General features: G+C 69.9%; 17 protein-coding genes. 8 read left to right on the forward strand and 9 right to left on the reverse strand.

Going from position 1 to position 15,561, the window contains the following annotated elements:
- Positions 1-46 precede the first annotated feature (46 nt).
- Both trxA and VME70_05330 read left to right on the forward strand, forming a co-directional pair.
- Positions 47-373 carry a thioredoxin gene (gene trxA / locus VME70_05325; GenBank protein ID HTW19623.1) on the forward strand — a complete coding sequence of 109 codons (327 nt, stop codon included), beginning with the start codon at positions 47-49 and terminating at the stop codon, positions 371-373.
- A gap of 98 nt (positions 374-471) precedes the next feature.
- Entirely contained in the window at positions 472-1,593 is a 1,122-nt protein-coding gene (locus tag VME70_05330; protein HTW19624.1) for an N-acetylmuramoyl-L-alanine amidase, read from the forward strand.
- 16 nt (positions 1,594-1,609) lie between these two features.
- Here VME70_05330 and VME70_05335 read toward each other — a convergent pair whose 3' ends face one another.
- The 9 genes from VME70_05335 to rpmH form a co-directional block, all read right to left on the reverse strand.
- Complete coding sequence (locus VME70_05335) at positions 1,610-2,230, reverse strand: GNAT family N-acetyltransferase (GenBank protein HTW19625.1); 621 nt, start codon at positions 2,228-2,230, stop codon at positions 1,610-1,612.
- A gap of 174 nt (positions 2,231-2,404) precedes the next feature.
- A complete protein-coding gene (locus VME70_05340) occupies positions 2,405-3,331 on the reverse strand; it encodes a ParB/RepB/Spo0J family partition protein (GenBank protein ID HTW19626.1) in 927 nt (308 codons plus the stop codon).
- 57 nt (positions 3,332-3,388) lie between these two features.
- Positions 3,389-4,438 carry a ParA family protein gene (locus VME70_05345; protein HTW19627.1) on the reverse strand — a complete coding sequence of 350 codons (1,050 nt, stop codon included), beginning with the start codon at positions 4,436-4,438 and terminating at the stop codon, positions 3,389-3,391.
- On the reverse strand, positions 4,435-5,109 hold the full coding sequence (rsmG, locus tag VME70_05350; GenBank protein ID HTW19628.1) for a 16S rRNA (guanine(527)-N(7))-methyltransferase RsmG: 675 nt from the start codon (positions 5,107-5,109) through the stop codon (positions 4,435-4,437). Before rsmG ends, VME70_05345 begins: the two co-directional genes overlap by 4 nt.
- A gap of 10 nt (positions 5,110-5,119) precedes the next feature.
- A complete protein-coding gene (locus tag VME70_05355) occupies positions 5,120-5,680 on the reverse strand; it encodes a R3H domain-containing nucleic acid-binding protein (protein HTW19629.1) in 561 nt (186 codons plus the stop codon).
- A complete protein-coding gene (gene yidC / locus VME70_05360; protein HTW19630.1) occupies positions 5,677-6,696 on the reverse strand; it encodes a membrane protein insertase YidC in 1,020 nt (339 codons plus the stop codon). The genes VME70_05355 and yidC overlap by 4 nt, the downstream gene beginning before the upstream one ends.
- Complete coding sequence (gene yidD, locus VME70_05365) at positions 6,693-6,953, reverse strand: membrane protein insertion efficiency factor YidD (GenBank protein HTW19631.1); 261 nt, start codon at positions 6,951-6,953, stop codon at positions 6,693-6,695. Before yidD ends, yidC begins: the two co-directional genes overlap by 4 nt.
- The gene (rnpA, locus tag VME70_05370) at positions 6,950-7,315 is read right to left on the reverse strand and encodes a ribonuclease P protein component (GenBank protein ID HTW19632.1); all 366 of its coding nucleotides are present in this window, start codon (positions 7,313-7,315) and stop codon (positions 6,950-6,952) included. The genes yidD and rnpA overlap by 4 nt, the downstream gene beginning before the upstream one ends.
- 9 nt (positions 7,316-7,324) lie before the next feature.
- Entirely contained in the window at positions 7,325-7,468 is a 144-nt protein-coding gene (gene rpmH, locus VME70_05375) for a 50S ribosomal protein L34 (protein ID HTW19633.1), read from the reverse strand.
- 390 nt (positions 7,469-7,858) lie between these two features.
- Between rpmH and dnaA the strand changes: the two genes are divergently transcribed.
- The 6 genes from dnaA (at position 7,859) to gyrB (ending at position 15,557) form a co-directional block, all read left to right on the forward strand.
- On the forward strand, positions 7,859-9,268 hold the full coding sequence (gene dnaA, locus VME70_05380; GenBank protein HTW19634.1) for a chromosomal replication initiator protein DnaA: 1,410 nt from the start codon (positions 7,859-7,861) through the stop codon (positions 9,266-9,268).
- Between the two features lie 340 nt (positions 9,269-9,608).
- Positions 9,609-10,742 carry a DNA polymerase III subunit beta gene (dnaN, locus tag VME70_05385; protein ID HTW19635.1) on the forward strand — a complete coding sequence of 378 codons (1,134 nt, stop codon included), beginning with the start codon at positions 9,609-9,611 and terminating at the stop codon, positions 10,740-10,742.
- 49 nt (positions 10,743-10,791) lie between these two features.
- On the forward strand, positions 10,792-11,721 hold the full coding sequence (gene gnd, locus VME70_05390; GenBank protein HTW19636.1) for a decarboxylating 6-phosphogluconate dehydrogenase: 930 nt from the start codon (positions 10,792-10,794) through the stop codon (positions 11,719-11,721).
- A gap of 27 nt (positions 11,722-11,748) precedes the next feature.
- Positions 11,749-12,873 (forward strand): DNA replication/repair protein RecF, encoded by a 1,125-nt coding sequence (gene recF / locus VME70_05395; GenBank protein ID HTW19637.1) that lies wholly within the window; start codon positions 11,749-11,751, stop codon positions 12,871-12,873.
- A complete protein-coding gene (locus VME70_05400) occupies positions 12,863-13,375 on the forward strand; it encodes a DciA family protein (GenBank protein HTW19638.1) in 513 nt (170 codons plus the stop codon). Before recF ends, VME70_05400 begins: the two co-directional genes overlap by 11 nt.
- A 256-nt stretch (positions 13,376-13,631) precedes the next feature.
- Positions 13,632-15,557: a DNA topoisomerase (ATP-hydrolyzing) subunit B gene (gene gyrB, locus VME70_05405; protein ID HTW19639.1), complete on the forward strand. Its 1,926-nt coding sequence runs from the start codon at positions 13,632-13,634 to the stop codon at positions 15,555-15,557.
- Positions 15,558-15,561: the final 4 nt, after the last annotated feature.

Consider the following 15,561-nt stretch of genomic DNA (forward strand, 5'->3'; position numbering starts at 1 on the left):
TTCGCGTTGAGCCGGTAGACGCGACAGCCGTTACCAAGGAGAACCGATGGGCGCCAACACCAAGACCGTCACCGAAGCCAGTTTCGACACTGACGTGCTCGCCAGCGAGCTTCCGGTGCTGGTGGACTTCTGGGCCGAGTGGTGCGGGCCGTGCAAGATGGTCGCCCCCGTCCTCGAGGAGATCGCGGCGGAGCACGGCGACCGGCTCACCGTCGCGAAGGTCAACATCGACGAGAACCCCGAGATCGCCCGTCGCTACCAGATCCTGTCGATCCCGACCATGTCGGTGTTCCGCTCGGGTGAGGTCGTGAAGAGCATCGTCGGCGCCAAGCCGAAGGCCGCGCTGCTGCGCGACCTCGAGGACTATCTCTGATCGACCCGTCCTTCGACCGCGGGTGATCTGGCGGTCGAGCGGTGTCACCCTTTTCGGCGCTCTTGCGCCGGCAATCCGCCGGTTAGCATCGGAACGTTATGCAGGTCTACCGCCGCGGTGACAGCGGTCCCGCCGTCGCCGAGATTCGCGCGAAGCTGGAACGGCTCGGCCTGCTCGACGTGTGCTCCGACCCGGTCTTCGACGACGCGATGGACTTCGCGGTTCGCGGCTTTCAACAAAGCCGTGGCCTCCGGGTCGACGGCATCATCGGCACCGAGACCTACCGAGCGCTCGACGAGGCGCACTGGCGCTTCGGCGACCGGTTGCTGTCCTACTCCCCGGCCCACCCCTACGTCGGCGACGACGTCGCGGTGCTGCAGCAGCGGCTGCTCGAGCTCGGCTTCGATCCGGGCCGCTGCGACGGCATCTTCGGGGCGGCCACCGAGGCGGCGCTGAAGGAGTTCCAGCACAACGTCGGCCTGCGCGCCGACGGCACGCTCGGACCGGGAACCCTGCGTGCCCTCAACCAGCTACGCCGCACTGTCACGGGCGGCTCGCCGTCCGAGCGCCGTGAGGAGGAGCGACTGCGCCGCGGCGGTGCCGCGCTCGCGGGCCGCACGGTCGTCCTCGACCCGGGCCACGGCGGCGCGGATCCGGGCTCGGTCGCGGGAGGTCTGGTCGAAGCGGAGATCGTGCTTGACCTCGCGACCAGGGTCGAGGGCCGGCTCGGTGCGCTCGGCGTGACGACGTACCTCACCAGAAGCGCGGAGAACTGTCCCGACGTCGAGTCGCGGGCGAGGTTCGCCAACGACATGGCCGCCGAGCTGTTCGTCTCCCTGCATCTCGACGCGGCGCCGAGCGAACGGCCGTGCGGAAGCGCCTGCTACTTCTACGGCGCAAGGCTGCCCGGCCGGGAGGTGCGATCCGCGGTCGGCGAGCGGCTCGCGGACCTGATGTCACGCGAGGTCGCGAGCCGCACCGACCTGGTCGACGGTCGGACCCACCCGAAGTCGTGGGCGTTGTTGCGGCTGACCCGGATGCCCGCGGTTCGGCTCGATGCCGGCTACCTGACCAACCCCGGCGACGTCGCCCGGCTGGCTCACCCTGACTTCCGCGACGCGCTGGCTGAAGCGGTCGTGGCCGGCATCCAGCGGCTGTACCTGCCGGAGCATCTCGACATTCCGACCGGACAGTTCCGGATTGCCGCGCTCACCCGCTGATTCGTCCTAAATCCATCTATACCGGGCGAAGCGCACCTTCCGGCGTCATCGACCCCAGTAGGCGCTCCAGAGCGACCTCGACGTCTTCCCGCCAGGAGGCTGCGGTCTTGAGCTCGAGCCGCAGCCGCGGGGTCTTCGGATGCGGTCGCACGGTCTTGAAGCCGACCGCGAGCAGGTAGTCGGCCGGAAGCAGGCAGTGGCCCACCTCCGACCACTGGGCGTCCCCGAAGGCCTCGATCGCCCGCACCCCGCGGCGGATCAGGTCCTTCGCGATCCCTTGGACCAGCATCCGGCCGAGCCCGGCCCCGGAGAACTCCGGGAGCACCGCCGCCGTCATCAAGACCACGGCGTCCGCGCTCACCGGGGAGGTGGGGAACGCAACTGTTCGCGGAGCATAACTAGGCGGGGCATAGAGGGCGAAACCGGCAGCCACCCCATCGACGTAGAGCACCTTGCCGCAGCTGCCCCACTCGAGCAGCGCGGCGGAGACCCAGGCCTCCTTCTCCAGCGCCGGGTCACCGGCTTCGATCGCGCGGGTCCCCGCGACCGGGTCCAGCTCCCAGAACACACACCGCCGGCAGCGCACCGGCAGGTCGTCGAGGTTGTCCAGCGTCACGCTGGCCAGTCGACGGGTCATGGACACCTCGAGACACCGGCTCCGACCGGAAGCGACGGCGACCGCGGCCCACCCACGCGCTCGCCGCGCTCACTGTATCGACGGCCTGCGGCCCGGGCAATGGGCCGGCACGGTGGCCGGGAGCACCGTGGCCAGGGCGGCTGCGACGAGTTTGGGGCGCTGGGGTTTGGGCGGTTAGGTGTCCTGGTCGGACCCGGCCGGCCCGGCCGAACCCGCAGCAGCGTCCATCAGCACCTGTGGCGCGAGCACGCCGAGCACCCGGTGCAGGTCATCGATCGAGGCAAAGGTCACCGTGAGCTTGCCCCGGCGCCGGCCGAGCTCCACGGTGACCCGGGTCTCGAGCAGATCCGACAGGGCCGCCTCCAAACGCGCGAGCGCGGGCGCGGTCGGGGCCCGCACGGCGCGAGCGCGCGGGCGCTTCGGGTCGTCCCCCGCCGCCACCAGCTCCTCGGTCGCTCGCACGGACAGTCCCTCGGCCACGATCCGCGCCGCGAGCTGCTCCTGGGCCGCCGGGTCGGGCAGTCCGAGCAACGCCCGCGCGTGCCCGGCGCTGAGGACACCGGCGGCTACCCGCCGTTGCACCGCAGGCGGCAGGGCGAGCAGCCGGATCGTGTTGCTGACCTGCGAACGCGAGCGCCCGATGCGTTCGGCGAGCTGTTCGTGTGTGGCCCCGAACTCCTCGAGCAGCTGCTGGTAGGCGGCCGCCTCCTCCAACGCGTTGAGCTGCTGGCGATGCAGGTTCTCCAGCAACGCATCCCGCAACAACGCATCGTCGGGCGTCTCACGGATGATCGCCGGAACGGTGGCGAGGCCGGCTTCGCGGCTGGCTCGCCAGCGCCGCTCGCCCATCACCAGCTGGTAGTGGCCCGGAGCGCGTTCGCGGACCACCACCGGCTGCAGGATCCCGACCTCGCGGATGCTCGCAACGAGCTCGGAGTGCGCGTCCTCGTCGAAGGCGTCTCGGGGCTGGCGCGGGTTCGGCTCGATCGCCTCGATCGCCAACTCCTCGAAGCGCGCGCCGGCCTCCTGCTCGCCCGCCGGCCCGGAGGGGATCAATGCGCCGAGCCCGCGACCCAGACCACCCCTTCGCGCCGCACTCATCCGGCCGCCTCCCGTCGCTCGCTCGCCCTTGACCCGGCAGCCACCGCGCGCACCGGCTCAGGCTCGACTGGCGAGATCGTACGCCGCGGCCTGGTAGGCCCGGGCACCGCGCGAGGCCGGGTCGAAGGTGACCACTGTCTGTCCGAAGCCGGGCGCCTCCGAGATCCGCACGCTGCGCGGGATCACCGCCTCGAGCACCAGGCTCCCGAAGTGGGTCCGCACGTCCTCGGCCACCTGGTCGGCGAGCCGGGTCCGCGCGTCGTACATGGTGAGCAGGATGGTCGACACGTACAGCGCCTGGTTCAGCTCGCTTTTCACCAGCGCCACGTTGTTCAGCAGCTGGCTGAGCCCCTCGAGGGCGTAGAACTCGCACTGGATCGGGATCAGGATCTCACTCGCCGCCACCATCGCGTTGAGCGTGAGCAACCCGAGCGAGGGCGGGCAATCGATGAAGATGTAGTCGACGTCGAGCTCAACCGACTCCAGCGCGCGGCGCAGCCGCGACTCGCGCGCCACGACCGAGACCAACTCCACCTCGGCGCCGGCGAGATCGATCGTGGCCGGCGCGCACCACAGGTTCGGCAGGTTCTCCACCGCCACGATCACGTCGTTGAGCGAGCGGGCGCCGATCAGGGCCTCGTAGACCGAGGGTGCACCGAGATGATGCGCCACGCTGAACGCGGTCGAGGCATTTCCCTGCGGGTCGAGGTCGATCACCAGGACGCGGACGTCGTGCTGAGCGAGGGCGGCGGCCAGGTTCACCGCGGTTGTGGTCTTGCCCACCCCACCCTTCTGGTTCGCGACCGTCAGCACGCGCCGGGCGGGCGGCCGAGGCCACGCTCCGGCCGGCGGGCGGGCCGGCTCGGCCAGCCCGGATGTTTCACGTGAAACGATGCGCTCGGCGTCGTCGCTGGTTTCACGTGAAACCGTCATCGCTTCCCCGCTTCCCTTGCTCGGCGACGCTTCGTCGGGGCCCGCCTCATCGTCTGGGTCGGGCTGGTCATTCAGGCCGGTCGGGTCGGCGGCTGACTCCTGGCCCGGGCTCGGCCAGCCCAACCGGCTGCGCGCGAAGTCATCGGATGCCGGCCAGCCCAGCGCGGAACTCATCGCCCACCGCCGCTCGCCCGCGCACCGCTGCGGTCGAGGCTTCGCACCCGCACGACCGTAGCCGGAACGCCGCCGAGGACCACACTGATCAGCTCGGCGTCGGTGCCCGCCGGCAGCTCGCGCAGCTCCTCGGCGGCGCTCGCGCCCTTCAGCGCGAGCAGCTCACCGCCCGGCCTCGCCAGCGCACGTGCCAGGCCGATCAGCCGGTGCAATGGTGCGACCGCCCGAGCGACCACCACGTCTGGGGGCGGCTCGAGGCCGGCCTCGGCCCGGGCGTGGACGATCTCGACCGAGTCCAGGCCGAGCGCGCCGATGCAGTCCCGCAGGAAACGCACCCGCCGGGCCATCGGCTCGACCAGCACCAGGGACAGGTCCGGGCGGGCGATCGCCAACGGGATTCCGGGCAGGCCCGCACCCGAGCCCAGATCCGCGACTCGTACGGCATCGGGAACCAGCGCAGCGAGCGCCGCACTGTTGAGCAGGTGCCGGGACCAGATCCGGGTCGCCTCGCCCGGGCCGATCACCCCACGGATGATGCCCTCGCCGGCCAGCAACTCGGCGTAGCGCTGCGCCAGCTCCACGCCGGCGCCGAAAACCTCGCGCGCGGCAGCGGGCACCGGGCCACTCGCCGACCCGTTCGCCGGCCCGCTCGCGGCGGCCGCTGCGCTCATCGTGGCGCGCTCACTCCGGGCGGATCACCACCAGGCGCTGCGGCTCCTCGCCCTCGGACTCCGTCGTCACCCCGGTCACGCCGGCCACCGCGTCATGCACGATCTTGCGCTCGAACGGGGTCATCGGCGTCATCCGCTCCGGCTCGCCGCTGGCCACCACCCGCCCGGCGGCGGCGACCCCGAGCTCGGCGAGCTCCTCGCGCCGGCGCGCCCGATGGCCACCGATGTCGAGCATCAGGCGGCTGCGGACGCCGGTCTCGCGGTGCACCGCAAGGCGGGTCAGCTCCTGCAGGGCCTCGAGCGTCGCACCGGCGGGACCGATCAGCCGGTCGAGCCCCGAGCCCACCACGGACACCGCGGCCCGGTCACCCTCGACGTCGATGTCGATGTCGCCGTCGAGGTCGGCGATATCGAGCAACACCTCGAGGTAGTCGGCGGCAATGTCGCCCTCGCGCTCGAGCAGCGTGAGCCGGTCGGTCTCCCCCGGCTCGCGCTCTTCGCCCGCAGCCGGCTCGTCCGGCGCCGCCGCAGGTTCGACATCGGTCTCGGTGTCGGGCAACTCGGTCGTCATCGTCGTCCTCGCTTGCGGTTGCGGTTGCGGTTGGCCGGGCGGCGTGGATTGTTGGGCCGCTCGCCCGGCAGCGGCTGGATGGCGCCCCCGGGCGGCAACGCGACATCGCCGTTCGCCGGTGCCGGCTTGGGGGTGGGCGCGCGCGGCTGCGGCTTCGGCTTGGCCCCCGGGGCCGGGCCGGCGGGCGGCGGCACCGCACTCGGGGCTGCGCCGGCAGTGTCCATCCGCCCGATGATCACCCGCTGCTGGACCATGCTCCAGACGTTCGTCGTGAGCCAGTAGAGCAGTACGCCGATCGGGAACTTGAAGCCGTAGAAGAGGAAGAACAGCGGGAAGACGTAGAGCAGGATCTTCTGCTGCTGCGCCATCTGGGTGTTCGCCGCCGGCCCGTTACGGGCCATCAGCTGACGCTGGGTGATGAACGTGGTCGCGCCCATCAGCACGGTGAGGACCAGGCACAGGATCCGGGTCGAGGTGTGTGAGCCGCCGAGAGCGTGCAGGTAGGTCGTGCTCGAGGTGAACGACGCCGGAATCGGGACGCTGAAGATCTTCGCGTGCGCCGCGCTGAAGATGTGCGCCTGGTCGAAGCCGGGCACGCCCTTGTAGCAGGACACGGCGTTGGGGCCGGCCTTGCACCCGGAGATCGGCTTGATCTCGCGCAGGGTGTGGAACAGCGAGATGAAGATCGGGATCTGCAGCAGCAACGGGAAACAGCCCGACAGCGGGTTGACGCCGGCCTCTTTCCAGAGCGCCATCATCTCCTGGTTGAGCCGCTCCTTGTCGTTCTTGTACTTGGTCTGCAGCTCCTTCATCTTCGGCTGCAGCTCCTGCAGCCCGCGCTGGTTGCGGATCTGCTTGACGAAGATCGGGAACAGCACGAGCCGCATCGCCATGGTCAGCACGACGATGGCAAGCGCCCACGACCAGCCGTTGCTGGTGATGACGTGCGCGATGCCGTCGTGGATGTGCACCAGCAGCCAGGCGACCGCCTGATACAGCGGGTTGAGGAAGCTCACCGGTGGGCTCCTTCCGCCCGCAGCGGGACCGGGTCATACCCATCGGTAAAGAAAGGTTGACATTTGACCAGGCGCCGCAGGGCTAGCCCAGTGCCACGCAGCGCACCGTGCACGGTGATCGCCTCGATCGCGTAGGCGCTGCAGCTCGGGTGGAACCGGCAGTGTGGTGCCATCAACGGGCTCACCCAGCGCCGGTAGACGCCGAGCAGGGCGACCAGCACCCTTCCCACCGGGCGAACCTGCCGGCCGGCGCTCATCGAGGCTCGCCGTCCGCGGCCGGAGTGCTGACGCCGGCCTTCGCCAACGCCGCCGCGAGTGCGTCCGCGAGCGCCGCACCGGTAAGCCGGGACGCCCCGTCGGTGACGCGGATCACGATCGCGATGCCCGCCGGCGCGTGCTCGAGATACGGCGCGATGAGATGCCGCAGCTGACGTCGTACCCGGTTGCGGCGGACCGCCGGGCCAACCGGGCGAGCCACGATGAAACCGGCACGGGCCGGCGCGCCCGAGTCATCGCTGCGCAGGTAGAGCACCAGCCCGGGCGCGTGGACGCGACGCCCTTGGCGGACCGTCGCGGTGAACTCCTCGCGCCGGTGCACCCGCCGCTCGGCCGGCAACACCGTCGCGGCCTAGGCCGACAGCTCGGCGCGTCCCTTGCGGCGGCGCGCAGAAAGGATCGCCCGACCCGCTCGTGTGCGCATCCGCAACCGGAACCCGTGCGTCTTCGCGCGCCGACGGTTGTTCGGCTGGAACGTGCGCTTACTCACAACAATCTCCCGCTACGGGTGAGGTCTTTCGAGTTCGGGGCGTACGCAAGCAACCCACACCGGGGCGCGGCTGCCACGGTACGGTCGCGCGCGAAGTCAGGTCAAACCGGCCAGCCCCCGAGCGCAAACGTCAAGCGTCCTCAGTCAAGCCGACACGCCGAGCGAGGGCCAGTCAATGTGCGCGAGTGGTTGTAGCGGTGGCGGCCCTGCTGTTAGCGTTCCCGCGCCGACCTTCCCTGACCACCGCTTCCCCGGGTGGTGCCCGCGCGGCGACGTCGGATGGGCTTGCCCTAGCGTTGCGCGTCACGCCCTGATCCACAGTCTGTGGATGGGGGTGTGGACGAGGCGTTAGCAGACCGCACGAAGTGGGACTGATCGGGAAGCAGGGGATAGTTCGTGTCAGACCAGGTCCTCGATCTCGAATCGGTGTGGACCCGCGCGATTGCCGGCCTCGGTGAGGATCAGGTCTCCGCTCAGCAGCGGGCCTGGCTGCGACTGACCAAACCGCTCGCGCTCGTCCAGGACACTGTCGTGCTGGCGACGCCGAACGACTTCGCCCGGGACGTGCTCGACACCCGGCTTCGCCCGCTGGTCATCGAGGCGCTGTCCCGCGAGCTAGCTCGTGACGTTCGCGTCGCGGTCACGGTCGAGCCACCCGCGGACGCGCACCTGAGTGACGCCGCGGCGGCTGCGGAGTTCGACGACGAGCCGTACCCGATGGAGGACGTCGAGCCGGCGCCGGTGGCTCCGATTCGCCGGCCGACCGGGGAACCCGACCGGCTCAACCCGAAATACCAGTTCGAGACCTTCGTGATCGGGTCGAGCAACCGGTTCGCCCATGCCGCGGCGGTCGCGGTCGCCGAAGCCCCCGCCAAGGCCTACAACCCGCTGTTCATCTACGGCGAGTCCGGGCTGGGCAAGACCCACCTGCTGCACGCAATCGGGCACTACACGCGCGCCCTCGTCCCGGGCTGCCGGGTGCGCTATGTGAGCTCGGAGGAGTTCACCAACGACTTCATCAACTCGATCCGCGACGGACGCGGCGAGCTGTTCCGCAAGCGCTACCGCAACATCGACGTGCTGCTCGTCGACGACATCCAGTTCCTCGAGAACAAAGAGCAGACGCAGGAGGAGTTCTTCCACACCTTCAACACCCTGCACAACGCGAACTCCCAGATCGTGATCTCCTCCGACCGCACGCCCAAGCAGCTGGTCACGCTGGAGGACCGGCTGCGCAACCGGTTCGAGTGGGGCCTGATCACCGACGTCCAGCCGCCCGAGCTCGAGACGCGGATCGCGATCCTGCGCAAGAAGGCGGCGGCCGAACGGCTCGCCGTGCCCGCGGAGGTTCTCGAGTTCATCGCGAGCAAGATCTCCTCGAACATCCGTGAGCTCGAGGGCGCGCTGATCCGGGTCACGGCGTTCGCCAGCCTGAATCGCCAGACCGTCGATCTCGCCCTCGCCGAAATCGTGCTGAAGGACCTGATCGCCGATGCCGCCGGCCCGGAGATCACCGCGTCCACGATCATGGCGCAGACCGCGGCGTACTTCTCGATCTCGATGGAAGATCTCTGCGGGTCCTCGCGCAGCCGGGTGCTGGTACAGGCCCGCCAGGTCGCGATGTACCTGTGCCGGGAGCTCACCGAGCTGTCCCTGCCCAAGATCGGCCAGGCCTTCGGCGGCCGCGACCACACCACTGTGATGCACGCCGACCGCAAGATCCGCTCACTGATGGCCGAGCGCCGCTCCGTCTACAACCAGGTCAGCGAGCTCACCAACCGGATCAAGAGCCAGGCCCGCGGGTGAGCCCGCGCTGCGGCTTCCCCGAACGTTCCCTCTTGCTGCGCCCCGAGTCCGCTGCTGGTCGTTCACAGGCTGGGGACAACGCTGTGGACGTTTACCGGTCAGATCGTCCAATCCGGGCCCCCCGCTCGGCACTCCCCAGGAGGCCCACGGTCAGCGGTCCGTTCTCCACAGCCGGCGCACATCGCCGGCCGGTGGCTAACCTGCGGGTTCGCCGGTTATCGACAGTGTCCACCGCAGCGACAACGACGACCGGATCTGAATCTTCCTGTCATACCGTCAATCAAGACTGTGGATGCGGTGCTGCACCGAGGGGTACGCCGCTGCGTAGCGAAAGGTTGAGATGCCCATGAAGATCCGGGTCGAGCGGGACGGCTTCGCCGATGCGGTCGCATGGGCGGCCCGCATCCTGCCGCAAAAGGCTGCACTCCCGGTCCTGGCCGGGCTGCGGATCGAAGCCGGCCAGCAGGGCAGCCTTGAGCTGTCCGGGTTCGACTACGAGGTGTCCGCCCAGGCTCAGCTGGACGCGACCATCGCCGAGGGCGGCGCGATCCTCGTGCCCGGTCGGTTGCTGGCCGACATCACCCGAAGCCTTCCGCCGCAGCCGATCGACCTGTCCACCGACGGGTCACGAGTGGTCGTGAGCTGCGGTTCGTCGAAGTTCACCCTTCCGACCCTGCCGATCGAGGAGTATCCGACGCTGCCCGCGATGCCGTCGGTCGCCGGCACGGTCGGCAGTGATGCGTTCGCGGCGGCGGTGACGGCGGTTGCGGTCGCTGCCGGGCGCGACGACGCGTTGCCGGTGCTCACGGGGATCCGGATCGAGATCGATGGCGAGCAGGTGACGCTCGCCGCGACCGACCGTTACCGGCTTGCCGTGCGCACGATGCGCTGGGCGCCGGTCGAGGTCGGCATGCAGGCGACCGCGCTGGTGCCGGCCCGGACCTTGGCCGAAGCCGCCAAGTCGCTCACGTCGGGTGCCGAGATCAGCCTGTCGCTGGCGAGCAACGCTCCGGGCGAAGGGTTGATCGGGTTGTCGGGTGCCGAGCGGTCGGCGACCAGCCGGCTGTTGGACGGGGAGTTCCCGAAGTACCGGTCGCTGCTTCCCGACGCGGCGTCCTCGACCGCCAGTGTGGACTCTGCGGCACTGACCGACGCCGTACGCCGGGTGGCGCTCGTGGCCTCCCGCACCTCACCGATCCGGTTGTCGTTCTCGGCCGACGGCGTGACGCTCGAAGCCGGGGGAGTCGACGAGGCGGAGGCGCAGGAAAGCCTGCCGGCGTCGTTCGAGGGTGAGCCGCTCACGATCGCGTTCAACGCGACGTACCTGCTGGACGGGCTCGGCTCGCTGGACTCCGACGAGGCCCGGCTGGCCTTCACCGGTCCGACCAAGCCGGCCGTGCTGACCGGCAAGTCCGGCGCCGACGACGGCACCGACCACCGTTACCTCCTGATGCCCGTACGTTTAGCGTCGTAGCGGTCGGTCCACAACCGACGAACGACGGGGGTAAGGCGAGGAGGCAGGCGTGGAGCTCGGGATGATCGGTCTCGGCCGGATGGGCGGCAACATGGCCGAACGGCTGCGCCGGGCCGGACATACGGTCGTCGGCTACGACCAGTCGCCGGACAGCGGACGCGACGCCGACAGCCTGAAGGACCTGGTGGGCAAGGTCTCCGCGCCCCGCGCGGTGTGGGTCATGGTCCCGGCCGGCCGGCCGACCACGGAGACCATCCAGGCCCTCGGTGGCCTGCTCGAGCCCGGTGACGTCGTGGTCGACGGCGGCAACTCGCGTTACACCGACGACCAGCTGCACGCGGCGGCACTTGCCGAGAAACAGATCCATTTCGTCGACTGCGGTGTCTCCGGCGGCGTGTGGGGACTGACCGAGGGCTACGGCCTCATGGCCGGCGGCACCGATGAGGACATCGCGCGGCTGCAGCCGATCTTCGATGCGCTGAAGCCGGAGGGTGACTACGGGTTCGTGCATGCCGGCAGTGCCGGCGCCGGGCACTTCGCGAAGATGGTTCACAACGGGATCGAGTACGGCATCATGCAGGCCTACGCCGAGGGCTGGGAGCTGCTCGAGGCGACCGATCTCGTCACCGACGTGCGTGCCACCTTCGCCTCTTGGCAGCAGGGCACCGTCGTACGCTCCTGGCTGCTGGACCTTGCCGTGCGAGCCCTCGACCAGGACCAGCACTTGACCAAGCTGAAGGGCTACGCGCAGGACTCGGGCGAAGGACGGTGGACGGTCGAGGCGGCGATCGACCATGCCGTGCCGCTTCCGGTCATCACCGCGGCGTTGTATGCCCGCTTCGCCTCCCGCCAGGAGGACTCGCCGGCGATGAAGATGGTCGCCGCGTTGCGCGCGCAGTTCGGCGGGCACGCGGTGGAGTCCAGCGACGGCGGTGCGGCCGGCCAGGGTTCGTCCGCGGACGCCTACCCGACCGCCTAACCCGGCCGTCGGTGGGGTGAGGTCGGCTTGTACGTCCGGGCGCTGTCGCTCAACGACTTTCGCTCCTACGCCGACGTCTCGCTGGATCTGACGCCGGGCGTCACGGCGTTCGTCGGATCCAACGGGACCGGCAAGACGAACCTGGTCGAGGCGGTGGGTTACCTCGCCGGGCTCACCAGTCACCGGGTTGCCCAGGACGCGCCGCTGGTGCGGTCGGGTGCGGAGCGGGCGGTCGTGCGGGGCACCGTCGTACGCGACGGCCGCGACAGCGTGATCGAGATCGAGATCACGCCGGGGCGGGCCAACCGGGCCCGGCTGAACGGTTCGCCGGTGCCGCGGCCCCGCGAGGTGCTCGGCGTGCTGCGTACCGTGCTGTTCGCTCCGGAGGACCTGGCCATCGTCAAGGGTGACCCGGCCCACCGCCGTGGTTTCCTCGACGAGCTGTTGGTGGCTCGCTCGCCACGCTTCGCCGCCGTACATTCCGACTACGAGCGAGTCCTCAAGCAGCGCAACGCCCTGTTGAAGAGCGCGGGTATGCAGCGCCGGGCCGGCGCCGAGCTGCCCACCCTCGACGTGTGGGACGCCCATCTGGCGACGGCCGGCGCAGCCGTCCTCGCCGGCCGGCACGAGCTGGTCGCAGCGCTTCGTCCGCTGGTCGACAAGTCCTACAGCGCGGTGAGCCACGGCGGCGGCCCGGCCCGGATCGACTACCGCTCGGACCTGGCGGAGGACCTTGCCGAGAGCACCGACCGCGAGCTGCTCGCGACCGCGCTGCTGGCTGCGCTGGCCGGCAGCCGAAGCCGGGAGCTCGATCGGGGCGTGACGCTGGTCGGACCCCACCGCGACGATCTGCTGCTCTCGCTCGGGGAGCTGCCGGCCCGGGGTTACGCGAGCCACGGCGAGTCGTGGTCGTTCGCGTTGGCATTGCGGCTGGCGGCCTACGACCTGTTGTGCGGCGACGGAGGCGAGCCGGTGCTGATCCTTGACGATGTCTTCGCCGAGCTCGACGATCTGCGCCGGCGCTCGCTCGCCGACCTGGTCGCACCGGCTGAACAGGTGCTGGTGACGGCGGCCGTCGCCGGCGACGTTCCTGCGCAGCTCACCGGTGCCCGGTGGGATGTCACCGCCGGTGAGGTGCACCGTGTCCGATGACCGGCCGGACCCGGGTGCGCGACAGCATCGGGACGCCGCTCGCCGGCTGCTCGCGCGGGCCCGAAGCGCGAAACCGGTCGCGCCGTCACGCCGGGTCCGCAAGGCCGATCCTGCCGACCAGCCGTGGAGCGGAGCGCGCGACGACCCGCGCGACCCGCAACGATTCGGCGATGCGGTCTCGGATCTGGTCCGAGAGCGCGACTGGTCGCGGACCCTGACCGAGGCTGGCCTGTTGCCGCGCTGGGAGCAGATCGTCGGCACCGAGATCGCCGCGCACTGTCGCCCCGAGCGGCTGGTGGCCGGCGAGCTGCGCTGCGTGGCGGAGTCGACGGCGTGGGCGACCCAGTTACGGTTGATGGCGGCCGCACTGGTGGGCCGGATCGCCGCCGAGATCGGGCCCGGCGTGGTCAACCGGATCGTCGTGCGCGGACCGAGCGCGCCGGACTGGCGGCACGGCCCGCTGCGCGTCACCGGCCGGGGCCCGCGCGACACATACGGATGAAACGGTCAGAATCGGGCGGCTCGGCGTACGTCTGATCGCGCCACAGGGCCGCTGGGGCAGGCTTCCCGCGTGGGGGGACTAATCTCCACCCGCGTTCGCGCGCCACGTTCTTCCACAGCCGCCCCGAATGGCCCTTCCTGGTGGGTTGGCCAGGTAGACTGAAGCGAAGAATCCCCCTCATCCGGGCGTAGCCGGCTGCGTGCGCAACCCTGCCGCCAACGACCGGCCGAGCCGCCACCTGGAGACGGAGCCCAGCTTGTCCTACGACGCCCGATCCATCACCGTCCTCGAAGGCCTCGAGGCCGTCCGCAAGCGTCCAGGCATGTACATCGGTTCGACCGGCGAGCGCGGCCTGCACCACCTGGTCTACGAGGTCGTCGACAACGCGGTCGACGAGGCGCTGGCCGGATTCGCCGACACGATCATCTGCACGCTGCTCGCCGACGGCGGGGTGCGGGTCTTCGACAACGGGCGAGGAATTCCGGTCGACAAGCATCCCGTCGAGAAGCGGCCGGCGGTCGAGGTCGTGATGACGACCCTGCACTCCGGTGGGAAGTTCGACGGCAAGTCCTACGCGGTCTCCGGCGGCTTGCACGGCGTCGGCATCTCCGTCGTCAACGCGCTCTCGACGCGACTCGAGGTCGAGGTACGCCGTGACGGCTTCGTCTGGACGCAGGCCTACCACAACCTCAAGGGCCCGACCGGTCCCCTGAAGAAGGGCGCCGCGACCAAGGCGACCGGGACCACGATCACCTTCTGGGCCGACCCGACGGTGTTCGAGACGGTCGACTACACCTTCGAGACCCTTGCCCGCCGACTCCAGGAGATGGCGTTCCTCAACGCGGGATTGGCGATCACGTTGCGGGACGAGCGCGGCGAGACCCCGACCGAGACCGTCTACCACTACAAGGGTGGGCTCGAGGACTTCGTGAAGCACCTGAATGCCACCAAGGCGGCGGTGCACGACTCGGTGATCCACTTCCACAGCGACGGCGAGGGCATGGCGCTCGAGGTGGCGATGCAGTGGAACTCGACGTACACCGAGTCGGTCTACACCTTTGCCAACACGATCAACACCCACGAGGGCGGCACCCACGAAGAAGGGTTCCGGGCTGCGCTGACCACGGTCGTCAACAAGTTCGCCCGCGACCAGAAGATCCTCAAGGAAAAGGACGACAACCTCAGCGGTGACGACGTCCGCGAGGGGCTGACCGCGATCGTCTCGGTGAAGCTCGCGCAGCCGCAGTTCGAGGGCCAGACGAAGACCAAGCTCGGCAACACCGAGGCGAAGTCGTTCGTGCAGAAGGCCTGCAACGACTGGCTCGGCTCGTGGTTCGAGCGCAACCCGCGCGAAGGCAAGATCGTCGTGTCGAAGGCCGCGCAGGCCGCGCAGGCCCGGATGGCGGCGCGCAAGGCGCGCGACCTCGCGCGTGGCCGCAAGGGCCTGCTCGAGTCAGGCGGGCTGCCGGGCAAGCTCGCGGACTGCCAGTCCACCAACCCCGAGGACTGCGAGATCTACGTCGTCGAGGGCGACAGCGCCGGAGGGTCTGCCAAGGGCGGCCGCGACCCGGTCAACCAGGCGATCCTCCCGATCCGCGGCAAGATCATCAACGTCGAGAAGGCGCGCATCGATCGCGTGCTCCAGAACACTGAAGTCCAGGCGCTGATCACCGCGCTCGGCACCGGCATCCACGACGACTTCGACATCGCCAAGCTGCGCTACCACAAGATCGTGCTGATGGCCGACGCCGACGTCGACGGCCAGCACATCCGGACGCTGCTGCTCACGCTGTTGTTCCGGTTCATGAAGCCGTTGATCGAGCACGGCCACGTCTACCTGGCCTCGCCGCCGCTGTACAAGCTCAAGTGGAGCCGACCGCACCAGCCGGACTACGCCTACAGCGACCGCGAACGCGACGGCCTGATCGAGGCCGGCACCGCGGAGGGCAAGCGGCTTCCCAAGGACGAAGGCATCCAGCGGTACAAGGGGCTCGGCGAGATGAACGCCGAAGAGCTCTGGGAGACGACGATGAACCCGGCCACCCGGGTGCTGCTGCAGGTCACGCTCGATGACGCCGCAACCGCGGATGAGATGTTCAGCGTCTTAATGGGTGAGGACGTCGACGCCCGGCGCTCCTTCATCACCCGCAACGCGAAGGACGTGCGCTTCCTCGACATCTGAGCAG

The organism is Mycobacteriales bacterium (genome assembly GCA_035504215.1).
In the GTDB taxonomy this organism is placed as follows: Bacteria; Actinomycetota; Actinomycetes; order JAFAQI01; family JAFAQI01; genus DATAUK01.